General features: G+C 64.1%; 14 protein-coding genes. 4 read left to right on the top strand and 10 right to left on the bottom strand.

The window, feature by feature from the left end; genetic code table 11:
* Positions 1 to 6 precede the first annotated feature (6 nt).
* The 10 genes from dhaM to NP945_RS14640 form a co-directional block, all read right to left on the bottom strand.
* Entirely contained in the window at positions 7 to 396 is a 390-nt protein-coding gene (dhaM, locus tag NP945_RS14595; RefSeq protein WP_256746730.1) for a dihydroxyacetone kinase phosphoryl donor subunit DhaM, read from the bottom strand.
* Positions 393 to 995: a dihydroxyacetone kinase subunit DhaL gene (gene dhaL / locus NP945_RS14600; protein WP_256746755.1), complete on the bottom strand. Its 603-nt coding sequence runs from the start codon at positions 993 to 995 to the stop codon at positions 393 to 395. The genes dhaM and dhaL overlap by 4 nt, the downstream gene beginning before the upstream one ends.
* 72 nt (positions 996 to 1,067) lie before the next feature.
* Positions 1,068 to 2,711: a dihydroxyacetone kinase subunit DhaK gene (locus tag NP945_RS14605; protein ID WP_256746731.1), complete on the bottom strand. Its 1,644-nt coding sequence runs from the start codon at positions 2,709 to 2,711 to the stop codon at positions 1,068 to 1,070.
* Positions 2,712 to 2,766: 55 nt separating this feature from the next.
* A complete protein-coding gene (locus NP945_RS14610; RefSeq protein ID WP_256746732.1) occupies positions 2,767 to 3,780 on the bottom strand; it encodes an ABC transporter ATP-binding protein in 1,014 nt (337 codons plus the stop codon).
* Entirely contained in the window at positions 3,773 to 4,885 is a 1,113-nt protein-coding gene (locus NP945_RS14615) for an ABC transporter ATP-binding protein (protein ID WP_256746733.1), read from the bottom strand. The genes NP945_RS14610 and NP945_RS14615 overlap by 8 nt, the downstream gene beginning before the upstream one ends.
* A gap of 2 nt (positions 4,886 to 4,887) precedes the next feature.
* Positions 4,888 to 5,094 (bottom strand): hypothetical protein, encoded by a 207-nt coding sequence (locus NP945_RS14620; RefSeq protein ID WP_127320730.1) that lies wholly within the window; start codon positions 5,092 to 5,094, stop codon positions 4,888 to 4,890.
* The gene (locus NP945_RS14625) at positions 5,091 to 6,041 is read right to left on the bottom strand and encodes a carbohydrate ABC transporter permease (RefSeq protein ID WP_256746734.1); all 951 of its coding nucleotides are present in this window, start codon (positions 6,039 to 6,041) and stop codon (positions 5,091 to 5,093) included. The genes NP945_RS14620 and NP945_RS14625 overlap by 4 nt, the downstream gene beginning before the upstream one ends.
* A complete protein-coding gene (locus tag NP945_RS14630; RefSeq protein ID WP_032901495.1) occupies positions 6,038 to 6,985 on the bottom strand; it encodes a carbohydrate ABC transporter permease in 948 nt (315 codons plus the stop codon). The genes NP945_RS14625 and NP945_RS14630 overlap by 4 nt, the downstream gene beginning before the upstream one ends.
* 220 nt (positions 6,986 to 7,205) lie before the next feature.
* Complete coding sequence (locus NP945_RS14635; protein WP_127328780.1) at positions 7,206 to 8,537, bottom strand: ABC transporter substrate-binding protein; 1,332 nt, start codon at positions 8,535 to 8,537, stop codon at positions 7,206 to 7,208.
* A 277-nt stretch (positions 8,538 to 8,814) separates the two neighbouring features.
* Positions 8,815 to 9,504 carry a PIG-L deacetylase family protein gene (locus NP945_RS14640; RefSeq protein WP_128307320.1) on the bottom strand — a complete coding sequence of 230 codons (690 nt, stop codon included), beginning with the start codon at positions 9,502 to 9,504 and terminating at the stop codon, positions 8,815 to 8,817.
* Positions 9,505 to 9,532: 28 nt separating this feature from the next.
* Here NP945_RS14640 and NP945_RS14645 point away from each other — a divergent pair, with 28 nt between their 5' ends.
* From NP945_RS14645 to NP945_RS14660, 4 genes are all read left to right on the top strand, one after another.
* The gene (locus tag NP945_RS14645) at positions 9,533 to 10,423 is read left to right on the top strand and encodes a DMT family transporter (protein ID WP_127397038.1); all 891 of its coding nucleotides are present in this window, start codon (positions 9,533 to 9,535) and stop codon (positions 10,421 to 10,423) included.
* Positions 10,424 to 10,470: 47 nt separating this feature from the next.
* On the top strand, positions 10,471 to 12,933 hold the full coding sequence (hrpB, locus tag NP945_RS14650) for an ATP-dependent helicase HrpB (RefSeq protein ID WP_256746735.1): 2,463 nt from the start codon (positions 10,471 to 10,473) through the stop codon (positions 12,931 to 12,933).
* A gap of 26 nt (positions 12,934 to 12,959) precedes the next feature.
* Positions 12,960 to 14,291, top strand: a complete 1,332-nt coding sequence (locus NP945_RS14655) for an ActS/PrrB/RegB family redox-sensitive histidine kinase (RefSeq protein WP_127383477.1) — start codon at positions 12,960 to 12,962, stop codon at positions 14,289 to 14,291.
* Between the two features lie 85 nt (positions 14,292 to 14,376).
* A complete protein-coding gene (locus NP945_RS14660) occupies positions 14,377 to 14,940 on the top strand; it encodes an ActR/PrrA/RegA family redox response regulator transcription factor (RefSeq protein ID WP_013528072.1) in 564 nt (187 codons plus the stop codon).
* The last annotated feature ends 215 nt before the right edge of the window (positions 14,941 to 15,155 follow it).

Here is a 15,155-nt window from a genome sequence, read left to right on the forward strand (position 1 = left end):
GTTCACTCACGACGGCGACAATTCATGCGCCGTCGCCGCCACTTCCCTGAGCGAGGCGCCGCCGGAGGCCTCGGTCGCCGCCATCACCGCGCCTTCGACGATCGGCGCGTTGCAGACGATGATCTTGTGCGAGCGTGGCTCGCCGATCATCTCCACCGCCATTTCCGAGTTGGTCTCGGCACCGCCGAGATCGACCAGAATGGCGACACCGGCTTCCGACCAGGCCTTGTCGATGGCGCCCATGATCGCCTCGACATCGGTGCCGAGCCCGCCATGGCCGTTTCCGCCGCACCATGCAAGCGGCACTTCGTCGCCCACCATCTGCCGCACCATGTCGGCCGTGCCCTCGGCAACCAGCGGCGAATGCGAAACGATGACGATGCCGACATTGCTCATGGCTGACCTTCCAGCGTTTCGACGATCGTGCGTACCAGAAGCGCGGTCGAACGTGCACCGGCATCCATGTGGCCGATCGACCGGTCGCCAAGGAACGAGGCGCGGCCACGCAAGGCTTTCATAGGCACGGTCGCCTCGGCCGCGGCGTCGGCGATATCGGCGATTTCAAGAGCTGTCTTTCCCTGCAGCAGCGCGTCATGCACCGGCTGCAGCACGTCGAGCATGGTTTTTTGTCCAACCTGCGACTTGCCCCGTGCTGCCACCGCTTCGATCGCCTTGCCGAACGCCGCCGTCAGATTGGCGCGATCAGGCGCCGCTGAAATCTCCTTGCCGAGTGCCAGGAAAAGGGTGCCGAATAGCGGGCCGGAGGCGCCGCCGACCGTCATCACCAGCTTGGTGCCGATCGCCTTCAAGGCATCGGGCAGCGGCTTGGCCGAAAATGCTTCGGCTTCCGCGCGCACGGCCTCGAAGCCGCGCTTCATGTTCAGCCCGTGGTCGCCGTCGCCGATCGCCTGGTCGAGCGCCGTCAACTCCTCGGCGTGAGCGGCAATGGTATCCGCAGCGGCCGCGATCAGCCTGGCAAGGTTCAACGCCGCCATGTCACCCGCATTTCCGGTTTCCATGCCGCCCGCAGTATCGAAAGAACGCTCATTCGACAACTGGAGCATGAATCAGGCCGCTTCATGCAGCGCGGCCGCCGCCGCGAAAACCTCGGCCACTGCATAGGCGCCGGGGTCGGCCACGCCTTGCAGCTTGCTGCCGACATAGGCGGACCGCCCGGATTTTGCCCTGTCCATGGCAGCGGTGGCCTCGGCGCCACGTCGAGCCGCGATAGCCGCTTCGTCCAGGCTCCTGGCATCGAGCGCTCTGAGGGCTGGCTCGAGGGCATCGACCATGGTGCGATCCCCCATCCTGGCCCCGCCATAGAAAGTCATTCGGTCGAGGCCGGCAAGCAGCGCCTTGGCTAAGCTCGCGCCGCTCTCCAGAGCTTGCGCTGCGGCGGTGAAGAAGATCGACAGCAGCACGCCGCTGGAGCCGCCCATCGACGCGCTCAGAATGTCACCTATCGCGCCAAGGGTCGCCGCCGGCTCGGCAAGCGGCAGCGCATCAAGCCGCTCGAGAACACTGCGCGCGCCGGTCGCCACCGTCGAGCCGGTGTCGCCGTCGCCTGTTTTGGCGTCGAGCCCGTTCAACGTGGTTTCCAGCGCGATCAGCCGTTCGCAGGTGGTGACGAGAAGAGAGCGGGTCCGCGCATCCTGGCTGGGCTTGCGTGCCGCGCTCTGTCCGGCCGCTTTCGCCATCGGCACGACGGTAGGTGAAACAACCGGCTTTGCCGGCATCCAGGCGTGCGGACCGACCGGCGCCTGCAAGGCGGTTTCGCGCGCCGCATCCAGCCGGATCAGCGACAGCGAGAAGCCGTTCATGTTGAGCGCCGTCATCAGCGGGCCCGGGCCGATCGTCAGCTTGATGGTCTTGGCGAGCGGCGATGCAAGCACCGCATTGGCGACGACAGACATTTCGAGCGGCGGCACGGAGCCGAGATTGTTGATCAGCAAGGCGTAGGTGGCCTCGGGATCAAGCCGTGCCGCGAGGCGCTCCACCATGATCGCCACCAGTCTGTCGGCACTCTGCACCGCAATCCTTTCGACGCCCGGCTCGCCATGAATGCCGAGGCCGAGTTCACCATCGTTCTCGCCAAACCTGTCTTCGTGCGGCTGGCCGGGGATCGAGCAGGACGACAGCGACATGCCGAGCGAAACGATATCCTTCGCCGCCGCGCGAGCGGCCGTTGCGACGAATGCCAGATCATGGCCGGCCTCCGACAGATGGCCTGCGATCTTGTGCACGAACAAGGTGCCGGCAACGCCGCGCGGCTGGTTGATGTCCGGCAGCGCGATGTCGTCGGCGACGATCACCATCTCTACATGAAATCCTTCGGCGCGCGCCTTCTCGGCGGCCAGGCCGAAATTGAGGCGGTCGCCGGTGTAGTTCTTGACGATCAGCAGGCAGCCGGCCGGACCGCTGACCGCCCGGATGGCCGCCAGCACGGCTTCGACGCTTGGCGAGGCAAAGATCTCGCCTGAGACCGCCGCCGTCAGCATGCCCTTGCCGACGAAGCCGGCATGTGACGGTTCGTGCCCGGCCCCGCCGCCCGAGACGACGCTGACTTTCGTCTTGTCCCAGTCGGCGCGCAGGATGACCTTGATCTCGGGATAGCCGTCGAGGCGCGCGAGATCGCCTGATCCGATGGTCCGCAACAGGCCGTCCAGCGCCTCGGTGACGATCGTTTCCCTGCGATTGAAAAAGTGCTTCATCGAATTCGTCCCGTACTGGCAAAGTCAAAACCGGTGCTGAATCACCGAAAACCGCTCACATCAATCGCTGTCCATCGGCGCCGAAATACAGCGGCGCCCGGTAGCGGATCACCACTTTGTCGCCCTGCGCCAGATCCGTGTCGGGATCGGTCAGCGTCACCAGTTTCTTGGTCCCCACCGTCACATGCAAATGGTTCTGATCACCGAGATGCTCGACCCAGTCGACGACGCCGTCGGCATGACCATTCGCAGCCTTCGCGATCGAAAGATGTTCGGTGCGCGCGCCGATCGTCTTGGTCCCGGCTGGCGCGCCGGCATCAGGCAGCAGTCCGGTCGGCAGAAGATTGATCGCCGGTTGGCCGAGCCTTGCCGCGACATGAAGGTTTGCCGGCTCGGAATAGATGGTGCGCGGCGAACCGATCTGCACCAGCACGCCCTCAGTGAGGATGCCGATGCGGTCTGCCATCGTCATCGCCTCAATCTGGTCGTGGGTAACGTAAAGCATGGTGGCGCCGAGTTCGGTCTGGATGCGCTTCAGCTCTAGCCTGAGATCGCCGCGCAGCTTGGCATCGAGCGACGACAGCGGCTCGTCCATCAGATAGATCGAAGGCTTGCGCACCAGCGCGCGGCCGATGGCGACGCGCTGCATTTCGCCGCCCGAAAGTTTGGTCGAGCGATTGGCGAGCTTGTGATGGATTCGCACCATCCTGGCCACCTCCTCGACCCGGCGGCGGATCTGGTCCTCCGGCATTTTCCGCGCCGGCGAGCGCAGCGGGAAGGCGAGATTGTCGAACACCGAGAGGTGGGGATAGAGCGAATATTGCTGGAAAACGAAGGCCGTGTCGCGCTCGGCCGGCGACAGTGTCGTGGCATTGTGGCCCCCAATCTCGATCATGCCGGAATCCGGCCGCTCCAAACCGGCGATGAGCCGCAGCGTCGTCGTCTTGCCTGCCCCCGTCGGCCCGAGCAGCACGACGAACTCGCCATCTGATATATGCAGGTCGAGGCCGTTGACGGCGGCATGATCGCCGAAACTCTTGGTCACGTTCTTGATGTGCACCTCAGCCATGCTGGGTCCTCCGCTCCGAGGCGACATCATGGATCGCGGTTCTCACCGCGCGGCCCGATCCCTTCTCGAACAGCGACAGCCGCGCGCTGCTCAGCGTCAGGCCGACATGGTCGCCGGTGGAGAGCCGGATTTCGGCCGGCACGCGTGCCTTGATGATACCGTCCGCCGTTTCGACCGCGACAATCTGCGTGGTGCCGAGATATTCGGTGCCATAGATGGCGCCGCGCAGCTTGGAGGCGTCGTCGAAGCGTATGTGCTCCGGGCGGATGCCAAGGGCCATGTCGCTGGGTGCGATGTCCTCTCGTACCTCCGGCACCGCGACCTTCGCACCTTGCACGATGATCTCCCTGGCGCCTTTGGCCAGCCCGCCGCCAAAACCCAGAAAATTCATCGGCGGGGAGCCGATGAAGTCGGCAACGAACATGGTCGCCGGGCGGTCGTAGATTTCGCGTGGGCTTCCGAACTGTTCGATGACGCCATGGTTCATCACCGCGATCTTGTCGGCCATCGACATCGCTTCCATCTGGTCGTGCGTGACATAGACCGTCGTGGCACGGATGCGGTTGTGCAGTTCGCGCAGTTCATGGACCATCAAATCGCGGAATTCGGTGTCGAGCGTGCCGAGCGGCTCATCCATCAGGAAGCATTTTGGCCGCCGCACGATGGCGCGGCCGAGCGCGACCCGCTGGCGGTCACCACCGGCAAGTCCGGAGACGGATTTGTTGAGCAGATGATCGATGCGCAGCAGTTTTGCTGTTTCCTCGACACGGGTGCGGATCTCGGCCGAAGGCATGCCTTGCGCCAACAGCGGGAAGCCGATGTTCTTGCGCACGTTCATGTGCGGATAGAGCGCGAACAGCTGGAAGACGAAGGCGATGTCGCGCTCGCGTGCCCGCAGCATGGTGACGTCGTCGCCGCCGAGCAGGATCTGGCCGCCGGTCGGCAGTTCGAGCCCGGCTATCATGCGCAAGGTCGTCGTCTTGCCGCAGCCCGACGGCCCGAGCATGACGAAGAACTCGCCATCCTCGACGACGAAGTTGGAATCCTGCACGGCGACGAAATCGCCGAAGGCCTTTCTCAGGTGCTGGACGCGGATTTCGGCCATGATTATTCCGGGAATTTCGAGACGATGATGAACATCACGGTGCCGGCGAGCATGGTGATGAAGGAGTAGGTGTAGAGCGACAGCGCGAAGGGCTGGAACAGCATCAGGAAGCCGATGGCGATCAGCGCCGTGGCGATGTTTTCCATCAGCCCGCGCCTGGCCCAGACCGGCCAGCGCGACTTGCGTTTCTGAGGCTTGGTCATGCTCATTTGCGCACCGCGCCGAAGGTGATGCCGCGCAGCAATTGCTTGCGGAGCAGAATGGTGAAGACCAGGATCGGCACCAGGAAGATCGTCGTGCCGGCCGCGACCGCCGGCCAGTCCTGGCCGCCTTCGCCGATGATGGTTGGGATGAAGGGCGGCGCGGTCTGCGCGGTGCCCGAGGTCAGGAGTGCCGCGAACGCATACTCGTTCCAGGCGAAGATCAGGCAGAAGATCGCGGTCGCTGCAATGCCGGTCGTCGCTTGCGGCAGCACGGTGCGCCAGAAGGCCTGCAGCCGTGTATAGCCGTCGATCATCGCCGCCTCTTCGTACTCGCGCGGGATTTCGTCGATGAAGCCTTTCAGCAGCCACACCGCCAGCGAAACATTGACCGCCGTGTAGAGCAGGATCATGCCGAGCGCCGTGTCCGACAGGCCAAGCTCGCGGTACATCAGATAGATCGGAATGGCGACGGCGATCGGCGGCATGAAGCGCGTCGACAGGATGAAGAACAAAAGGTCGTCGGCGAGCGGCACCTTGAAGCGCGAGAAGCCATAGGCCGAGAGCGTGCCGAGGAACACGGCGCAGAAAGTCGAGCCGAAGGCGATGATCAGCGAATTGACGAAGCGCGGCAGGAAGTTGGACGGACCGGCGATCACCATGTTGCGCTTGCGCGTGGTCTCGTCGCAGAAGCCTGTCGCCGGGCCCAGCGAGTTGATGTATTCCGGCGTCTGCCGGGTCCGCGTCGTGAACAGATTGCAGTAGCCCTCAAGGCTGGGCTGGAACAGGATCTTGGGCGGATAGGCGATCGAATCCGGTGGCGTCTTGAAGCTGGTGGCGAAGATCCACAGCAGCGGCACGATCGAGATCAGCGCGTAGAGCACGATGATCGTGCCGGCGATCCGTTTCGAGTTGCTGCTCGGTGCGACGACCGAATGGGCTGTGGTCAGGATCATCTCTGCTTCACCTTGTTGAGCGCCTTGACGTAGATGTTGGCCAGACCGAACACCGCCACGAAAAGAATGATTGCGAAGGCCGAGGAATAGCCGGTGCGCCAGCTTTCGAAAGCCTGCCGCTTCAGCGTTATCGAGGCGACCTCGGTCGTCGAGCCCGGCCCGCCGCCGGTCAACAGATTGACCATGTCGAACATCTTGAAGTTCTCGATACCGCGAAACAGCACAGCCAGCATGATGAAGGGCAACGCCATCGGCAGCGTGATCGACCAGAACTGCCGCCAGTTGGAGGCGCGGTCGACCTCGGCCGCCTCGTAGATGTATTCGGGGATGGAGCGCAGGCCCGCCAGGCAGATCAGCATCACGTAGGGTGTCCACATCCAGGTATCGACGATGATGATCGACCAGGGCGCCAGCGACACGTTGGAGAGCATCTGGATATCGGTCGGCGGGATCCTCGTGACGAAGGATATGGCGTAGGCGAATAGGCCGATCTGCGGCTCATAGAGGAAGCGCCAGAAATTACCGACCACCGCCGGCGACAGCATCATGGGCACCAGGATCAGCGTCGTCCAGAAGGCGTGGCCGCGGAACTTCCTGTCGATCAGCCAGGCCAGGGTGAAGCCGATCAGCGTCTGCAACAGGATGGTCCAGAACACGAAATGCGCCGTCGTCTGCATGGCGATCCAGATATCCTTGTCGCCGAGGATGCGCTGGTAGTTGGCAAAGCCGAGGTTCTTCACCACCTCGTTCGGACGGTTGGCGCGGTAGTTGGTGAACGACAGATAGATCGCCCAGAACAGCGGAAAGATGTTGATGGCCAGCAGCAACAGGATCGTCGGCGAGATGAACAGCCAGGCGAGGCCCTTGTCGCTGATGCCCCGGACCTTGCGGGCCAACGGCTCCGGGGTCGCCCGGGCAACGTTCTCCGCGGTCCGATTGAGCATGGTGAGTCCTGCTTCGGTCACTTGGTCGTCTCTGTCATGGAATTTATCTGAACTGCGTCCCGTGCCAAGGCCGGCACGGGACCAAGAGCATGATGCCGAAAAGTGTGAAGCGGTTTTCGGACGACATCATGCTCTCTCTCCTTATTCCTAGAGGCGGATGATTTCTGGTCGATCCGACCTGAAATCATCCGGCTCAGGGGCCTAGCTCGGGAGGAGCCGGTTACATCTTGCCGTCATCCTGGAAGACCTGCGTCCAGTCCTTGACCAGGCCGTCCAGCGCATCCTTGGCCGAACCCTGGCCGGCGACGACATAGTCGTGGAAGCGCTTCTGCGAGGCCTGCAGCAGCGGTGCGTAGCTCGGCTCGGCCCAGAAGTCCTTCACGATGGCCATCGAGTCGAGGAAGGTCTGCGCGTAGGGCTGGCTGGCCGGGAACTTCGGATCCTTGACCACCGCGTTGAGACAGGAATAGCCGCCGAGCGACCACCATTTGGCCTGCACGTCCTTGTTGGCGAACCATTTGATGTATTTCAGCGCCGCTTCCTGCTTGTCGGAATAGGACACCACGGAGATGCCCTGGCCGCCGAGCTGGGCGAACTGCTCGCCGTCCGGACCCTTCGGGTTGACGAAGTAACCGATCTTGTCGCCGCCGACATTCTCGTCCTTCTGCAGGCCTGGCCATGTGAAGGCGAAGTTCATGTGCATCGCCACCTGGCCGGATTTGAAGGCGTCGACCCCTTCGCCCATGTAGCTGTTCGAGGCACCCGGAGGCGTGCAGCAATCATAGAGCGCCTTGTAGAATTCCAGCCCCTTCACCGACTTGTCGGAGTTGACGAAGCCTTCCATCTCGTAGGGCTTTTTGGGGTTTTCGTACTGGAAGCCATAGCTGTAGAGCACGTCCATGGCGCCCATGGTGATGCCTTCAGAGCCGCGCTCGGTGTAGATCGAGGCGCCGTAGACGGTCTTGCCGTCGATCTCACGCTTCTGGAAGAACTCGGCGACCTGCTTCAACTGGTCGAAAGTGGTCGGCGGGCCGAGATCCCAACCGTATTTCTCCTTGAATTCCTTCTGCAGCTCCGGCTTGGAGAACCAGTCCTTGCGGTAGGTCCAGCCAACAACGTCGCCCATGGCCGGCAGCGCCCAGTAGTTCGGCGTGTTCTTCGGCCATTCCGAATAGCCGACGACGGTTGCCGGCACGAAATCGTCCATGCTGATCTTCTCCTTGTCGAAGAAGTCGTTCAGCTTGACGTAATGGCCGTTCTCGGCAGCGCCGCCGATCCACTGGCTGTCGCCGATGATCAGGTCGCACAATTTGCCGTGCGAATTCAGCTCGTTGAGGAAACGGTCGGCATAGTTGGTCCATGGCACGAACTCGAATTTCATGCCGATGCCCGTTTCCTTGGTAAAATCCTTGGACAGTTCGACAAGCGCGTTGGCCGGATCCCAGGCGGCCCAGCACAGCGTCAGGTCCTCAGCGTGCGCGACGTTCGAGACGGCTGTCGACGCTGTGATCGCCGAGGTCAGTCCCAACGCCAGTTTCAAGCTCGATTTCATGACTTCCTCCCATTTGCGAAACGCGCCCGGATGACGGTTTCAAAAAGCCCTCAACCCCTCTCCTCAGGGGCCTAAACATGGCGGCGCTGTTACGCTGCGGATGTTTAGTAATTTGTTTAGTGATGCAATTATTACTAAACAAAGCAAGCGAATTCGTTGCTGCGCCGCAGCATGCTTATGGCGATGTCTGAAAACGTTGGAAAAGCGCGGCTCGCTGGTCGGCTTACCGAAGCCGTTCAAGCCGCTTCTGGCCAGGGCCGTGGGTCGCCTCGGCTTCTCAATCGACCCTTCTGGTGCTCACCATCACCTTCCGGATCGGCGGCGCCGGCGGCAGCAGCGCGCGGATATCGGCGAACGGGAACGACGGTTCGAAGCGGAAGGCTTCGGCCGATGAGCCTTGCGCGCCGTTGCACTGGCCGGCTCGAAAGGCGTTCTGTGTCCGCGCGATGTCGACGAAGCGGTCGGGATCCTGCGACTGATGCATTCGGATCGCCTCGGCCTTGACGTCGGCATGGGCGGAAATGTCGACATAGTGCGTCGGCGAAAAACCGGTGCCGCCCATCGTGTCGGCATGCAGCACCGGGACGGCGAAAGACGCCGCGATGCGCACGCCGTCCGACAGCGCGCGATGGTCGGCATGATAGTCGTTGGGCGCATGCGTGATCACCAGATCCGGGCCGGTTTGACCAATCAGTGCTTTCAGAGCTCCGATCAGCGCTGCATCGGCCACCAACTCGCCGTCCGGGAAGTCGAGGAAGCGTGGCATTGCGCCTACCAGCGCAGCTGCGGCCGTTGCTTCATCGCGACGGACACGAGCGAGAACAGCGGGATCACTCGTGCCGCCCCTGGCACCATCCGTGGCCATGGCAAAAGTGAGCTCTGCGCCTTGCGCGGCATAGGCGGCCATCGTACCGAACATGAAGATCTCGATGTCGTCCGGATGGGCACCGAGCGCCAGGATTTTCAAATCACTCTCTCCCCGGAACTGGAACAACGTGACGAACGGAATCCTGCTCGCCCTGATCGCCTACGCAAGCTATTCGGGCAGCGATGCCGTTGTCAAAAGCCTGGGCGGTCAACTCACGATCTTCGAGATCGGCTTTTTCATAACCTTGTTCGCGGGCTTCTTCCTGTTCTTCACGCGACCTGCGGGCGAACGCTGGCGCGATTTCTGGCGCACCAAAAGGCCATGGGCGGTGCAGGCGCGTGCCTGGGCGGGTATCGCTTCCGGCGTGCTCAGCGTCTACGCCTTCACCACCATTCCTCTGGCCGAGTCCTATGCGCTGATCTTCCTGGCGCCGCTCTGCGTCACCATTCTCTCCACGGTGATCCTCAAGGAGAAGGTCGGCCCTTGGCGCTGGCTGGCGGTGGTCGCCGGTTTTGCCGGCGTCATGCTGGTGGTGCGGCCTGGCTTTCGCGAACTCAATCTCGGCCATCTTGCCGCCTTCGGCGTTGCTTTCCTCGCGGCCACCAGCGTCATCCTGATGCGCTCGCTGGCGCAGCAGGAAAAGCGCACCACCATGCTCGGCGTGCTGGTCGGTTGCGGCCTGCTGTTCAACGGCATCGGTGCCGCCGCCACCGCCTTTACTGTTCCCAGCGGAAAGCAGTTGCTGTGGCTGGCAATGGCCGGTGCCTTCACCGCGGGTGGACAATTCCTGCAGCTGCTGGCCATGAAATACGCGCCCGCCAACCGCGTCGCGCCGACGCATTATTCGCAGATCGCCTGGGCGGTGATCCTCGGCGCGTTGTTCTTCCAGGAATATCCGGACGGGCTGTCGCTGGTTGGCCTGGCGGTCGTTGGCGGCGCCGGCCTTTTGACCATGGTTCGTGAGGAAGCGCGGCTGGGCACCGTGCGCTGGAACCCGTTTTCGCGCACCCGGCTTTAAACCGACTCTGGTTGCGCCTTGGCCGTAACCGCTGATATGCGGGCGCCATGACCACAAAACCCCTGCCGGAGCTTCCTGTATCCGCCGTGCTGCCGACGCTGACGGAAGCGCTCGGCCATGGCAACAGCGCCGTGCTGGTGGCGCCGCCGGGCGCCGGCAAGACGACGCTGGTGCCGCTGGCGCTGCTTGACGCGCCTTGGCTCGGCGCCGGCAAGATCATCCTGCTTGAACCGCGCCGGCTCGCCGCCCGCGCCGCCGCCCGCCGGATGGCTGAATTGCTTGGTGAGGAACCTGGCGCCACCGTCGGCTATGCCATGCGCATGGAAAACCGCATGTCGGCAAAGACCAGGATCGTGGTCGTCACCGAAGGCGTGCTGGCGCGCATGATCCTCGACGATCCCGAACTGCCCGGTGTTTCGGCTGTCATTTTCGACGAATTCCACGAGCGCTCGCTCGACGGCGATTTTGGTCTCGCTCTGGCGCTCGACGTCCAAGGGGCGCTCAGGCCGGATCTGCGCTTGGCAGTGATGTCGGCGACGCTCGACGGCGCGCGTGTCGCCAAACTCATGTCGGGCGCGCCGGTCGTCGAAAGCGAGGGTCGCGTCTTCCCCGTAGACATCCGGTATGACGAACGCCCCGCCGGCATCGCCATCGAGGACGCGATGGCCAAGGCGATCCGCGCTGCCCTTGCCGACGAGAGCGGCAGCGTGCTTGCCTTCCTGCCCGGCCAGCGCGAGATCGAGCGCACCGCCGAACGGCTGGCCGGCAAGGTCGGCACCGATACCGACATCGTCCCGCTCTACGGCATGCTCGACGGCAAGGCGCAGGACGCGGCGATCAAGCCGCCGCCGGCCGGCCGCCGCAAGGTGGTGCTGGCCACCTCGATCGCCGAAACCTCGATCACCATCGACGGCGTGCGCGTCGTCATCGATTCGGGCCTGTCGCGGCTGCCGCGCTATGAGCCGGCCAGCGGCCTCACCCGGTTGGAGACCGTGCGCGTCAGCAAGGCTTCCGCCGACCAGCGCGCCGGCCGTGCCGGGCGCACGCAGCCAGGCGTCGCCATCCGGTTGTGGCGGGCCGAGCAGACGGCTGCACTCCCCGCCTTCACGCCGCCGGAAATCCTTGAGGCCGATCTGTCCGGACTGCTGCTCGATTGCGCTGCCTTCGGCGTTGCCGATCCGGCAGGGCTCGCTTTTCTCGATCCGCCGCCTGTTCCGGCCCTTAATGAGGCAAGGGGGCTACTACGCGCGCTGGATGCCATCGACGAGACGGGGCGCCTGACGGACGCGGGTGCAGCCATGCGCAAGCTCGCCCTGCCGGTGCGGTTGGCGCACATGGTTGCCGAGGCAGCCGGCAGCGGCCATGCCTTCGAGGCGGCGATGCTTGCCGTGCTGCTCACCGAACGCGGCCTTGGTGGCGACGGCGCCGATCTGGAGCGGCGGCTGATGCGTTTTCGCGGGGAAAAATCGCCACGCGCTACAGCCGCCAAGCAGCTCGCCGAACGGCTGGCGAGGCAGGCTGGCGAGGCGAAGGGCAGCGAAGCTGCGGCAGCCGGTCCCCTGCTCGTCCACGCCTGGCCGGATCGGGTGGCGAAGGCGCGCGGCGAGCGTGGCCGTTTCGTGCTGGCCAACGGCTCCGGCGCCATGCTCGACGCCGCCGATCCGCTGGCGGGCGAGCCGTTTCTGGTCGTCGCCGACCTGCAGGGCAAGGCACAGAATGCGCGCATCACGGCGGCGGCAGCGATCGGCGAGGACGATGTCCGCGCCGCGCTGGCGGACAGGATCGAGGTCCGCCGTGAAACGAGCTTCGACCGCGACAAGCGCGCCGTGCGCGTCCGCGAAACCGTGCGCCTTGGCGCCATCACGCTTGCCGAACGCATGCTGCCGCCGCCAATCGGTGCTGACGCCGACCGCGCCGTCCTCGATGCGGTGCGCCAGCACGGGCTGTCGCTGCTGAATTGGAGCAAGGAGGCGCAAACGCTGCGCCAGCGGCTTGGCTGGCTGCATCGCGGCCTTGGCGCGCCCTGGCCCGATATGGCGGATGCCGCCCTCATCGAGCGCCTCGACGACTGGCTGCTGCCTTACCTCGCCGGCGCGGCCTCGTTTGCCGCCATCGATGCGGGCGCTGTCTCGGCCGGACTGGCCAGCCTCGTGCCGCATGATCTGCAGCGCAGGATCGATACGCTGGCGCCGACCCATTTCGATGCCCCGTCGGGCAGCCATGTGCCGATCCGCTATGACGGCGAATGGCCTGTGCTGGCGATTCGCGTGCAGGAGCTGTTCGGCCTCGACCGCCATCCTTCGATCGCCAATGGCGCCGTGCCGCTGACGCTCGAACTCCTGTCGCCGGCGCACCGGCCGATCCAGACGACGCGCGACCTGCCCGGCTTCTGGCGCGGCTCCTGGGCCGATGTGCGCGCCGACATGCGCGGCCGCTATCCCAAGCATGTCTGGCCGGAAAACCCGCTGCTCGCGACCGCCACCGCCCGGGCTAAGCCGCGCGGGACCTAGCGTTCCTGGTCCCGCGGCTGTAATCCATGGCCATGATCAACGTTTTGCGTTCGCCCGATTTCCAGCAGAGCCAGAGACTGCGCCTCAACACGCTGATCCGGTTGCGCTGGCTTGCCATTGTCGGGCAGAGCCTGACGGTGCTGGTCGTCGCCTATGGGCTGAAGTTTCCGCTGCCGGTCAGCCTCTGCTTTGCCCTGATCGCCTGTTCGGCCTGGATGAACCTGTTTCTCGCCTTCCGCTTTCCGGCGGCGCACCGGCTGACACCGCTTGCGGCCTTCGGCATCCTCATCTTCGACAGCCTGCAGCTTGCCGGCCTGCTCTACATGACCGGAGGCCTCACCAACCCGTTCTCGCTGCTGATGACCGTGCCTGTCGTCATTTCGGCGACATCGCTGCCCCTGCGCCTGACCGCCATCCTCGGCGGGCTGGTCATGTCGGCGGCGACCTTTCTGGTCTTTGTCCACCTGCCGCTGCCCTGGCATGAGGACGCGCCGCTGGCGATGCCTTTTCTCTATGTCGCCGGCATGTGGATGGCGGTGCTGTCCTCGATCGCCTTCACCGCCATATACGCCTTCCGGGTGGCCGCCGAAGCCCGGCTTCTGGCCAATGCGCTCGCCGCAACAGAGCTGGTGCTGCAGCGCGAGCAGCACCTTTCGGCCCTCGACGGGCTGGCCGCCGCGGCCGCGCACGAGCTCGGCACGCCGCTCGCCACCATCGCACTTGTCGCCAAGGAGATGGAAAAGGCGCTCGGCAAGGATCCGAAATATGGGGAAGACGTAACGCTGTTGCGTTCGCAGAGCGAGCGCTGCCGCGAGATTCTCAAGCGGCTGACCAGCCTGTCCTCCGAGGGCGAGGCGCATCTTTCGCGGCTGCCATTGACCTCGCTGGTCGAGGAGGTCACCGCGCCGCACCGGGACTTCGGCATCTCGATCAAGCTTCGGCCCGGCGAACGAATCGGCCCCGAGCCGGTCGGGCGACGCAATCCGGGCGTCATCTACGGCCTCGGCAATTTGGTCGAAAACGCCGTCGATTTCGCCCGCAAAAGCGTCACCGTGCACTGGAGCTGGGACGAGGCCACCGTCACCTTCTCGATCATCGATGACGGCCCCGGCTTTCCGGCCGAGATCATCGACCGCATCGGCGAGCCCTATATGTCGACGCGTCAGGGCAATGAAACCGGCGGCGGTCTGGGCCTCGGCCTGTTCATCGCCAAGACCCTGCTCGAACGCTCCGGTGCCGTGCTCGATTTCCGCAATTCGAGCGGCCTGGGCGAGGGCGCCATGGTACAGATATCGTGGCCGCGTGGTGTGTTCCTTAATCCGGAAATCACTTCGGCCAGCATGTTCGACACCGCCTGAGAGCCTTGAAGGACCTCTAAAAATTGGACAATCGGGCTCAGGAACTATATTTGCGTAAAATTAAGGCAGCAGGAATTTTGAGACTATGACAGGCGACGAGAATATTGGCGCAATGGTTGAAGGCGAGGACACCTCGCTGCTTGTCGTCGATGACGACAAGCCGTTCCTCACGCGTCTGGCTCGCGCCATGGAAGCCAGGGGCTTCGTGGTCGAGACGGCCGAGAGCGTCGAGGAGGCGGTTGCCAAGGCGCGCGCCAATCCACCCGCCTACGCCGTGGTCGACATGCGGCTCGGCGACGGCAACGGCCTCGACGTGGTCGCGGCCATCCGCGAAAAGCGTGAGGATTCCCGCACCATCATCCTGACCGGCTATGGCAACATCGCCACCGCGGTGACCGCGGTGAAGCTCGGTGCGGTCGATTATCTCTCCAAGCCCGCCGACGCCGATGATATCTTCGCTGCACTCACCCGCACCGCCGGCGAGCGCGCGGCGCCGCCTGAAAACCCGATGTCGGCCGACCGCGTCCGTTGGGAGCATATCCAGCGCGTCTATGAGATGTGCGAGCGCAACGTCTCCGAGACAGCGCGCCGGCTCAACATGCACCGCCGCACCTTGCAGCGCATACTGGCCAAGCGCGCGCCACGTTAGGATCGCAGGGTGTCGCTTGGGGCCAAGTTTGTAACCAGCGGCGGAGAGGGCCCAATCGCCGAAGTCAGCGCGGCCCCTCATCGCCCTGCCGGGCACTTCTCCCCGTATAGTGACGGGGAGAAGGGGCTAGCCGCAACCTAGGCGTAATTTCTGTAACGTTGGTGATTGGCGAAATCATAAATGACAGCGTCCCTCTCCCCGTCACTATACGGGGA

The sequence above is a fragment of the Mesorhizobium sp. LMG17149 genome, assembly GCF_024518695.1.
Lineage (GTDB): Bacteria > Pseudomonadota > Alphaproteobacteria > Rhizobiales > Rhizobiaceae > Mesorhizobium.

Coding starts and splice junctions, on each gene's coding strand:
- dhaM (WP_256746730.1), bottom strand. CDS start 396: ATGAGCAATGTCGGCATCGTCATCGTTTCGCATTCGCCGCTGGTTGCC.
- dhaL (WP_256746755.1), bottom strand. CDS start 995: ATGGCGGCGTTGAACCTTGCCAGGCTGATCGCGGCCGCTGCGGATACC.
- NP945_RS14605 (WP_256746731.1), bottom strand. CDS start 2,711: ATGAAGCACTTTTTCAATCGCAGGGAAACGATCGTCACCGAGGCGCTG.
- NP945_RS14610 (WP_256746732.1), bottom strand. CDS start 3,780: ATGGCTGAGGTGCACATCAAGAACGTGACCAAGAGTTTCGGCGATCAT.
- NP945_RS14615 (WP_256746733.1), bottom strand. CDS start 4,885: ATGGCCGAAATCCGCGTCCAGCACCTGAGAAAGGCCTTCGGCGATTTC.
- NP945_RS14620 (WP_127320730.1), bottom strand. CDS start 5,094: ATGAGCATGACCAAGCCTCAGAAACGCAAGTCGCGCTGGCCGGTCTGG.
- NP945_RS14625 (WP_256746734.1), bottom strand. CDS start 6,041: ATGATCCTGACCACAGCCCATTCGGTCGTCGCACCGAGCAGCAACTCG.
- NP945_RS14630 (WP_032901495.1), bottom strand. CDS start 6,985: ATGCTCAATCGGACCGCGGAGAACGTTGCCCGGGCGACCCCGGAGCCG.
- NP945_RS14635 (WP_127328780.1), bottom strand. CDS start 8,537: ATGAAATCGAGCTTGAAACTGGCGTTGGGACTGACCTCGGCGATCACA.
- hrpB (WP_256746735.1), top strand. CDS start 10,471: ATGACCACAAAACCCCTGCCGGAGCTTCCTGTATCCGCCGTGCTGCCG.
- NP945_RS14655 (WP_127383477.1), top strand. CDS start 12,960: ATGGCCATGATCAACGTTTTGCGTTCGCCCGATTTCCAGCAGAGCCAG.
- NP945_RS14660 (WP_013528072.1), top strand. CDS start 14,377: ATGACAGGCGACGAGAATATTGGCGCAATGGTTGAAGGCGAGGACACC.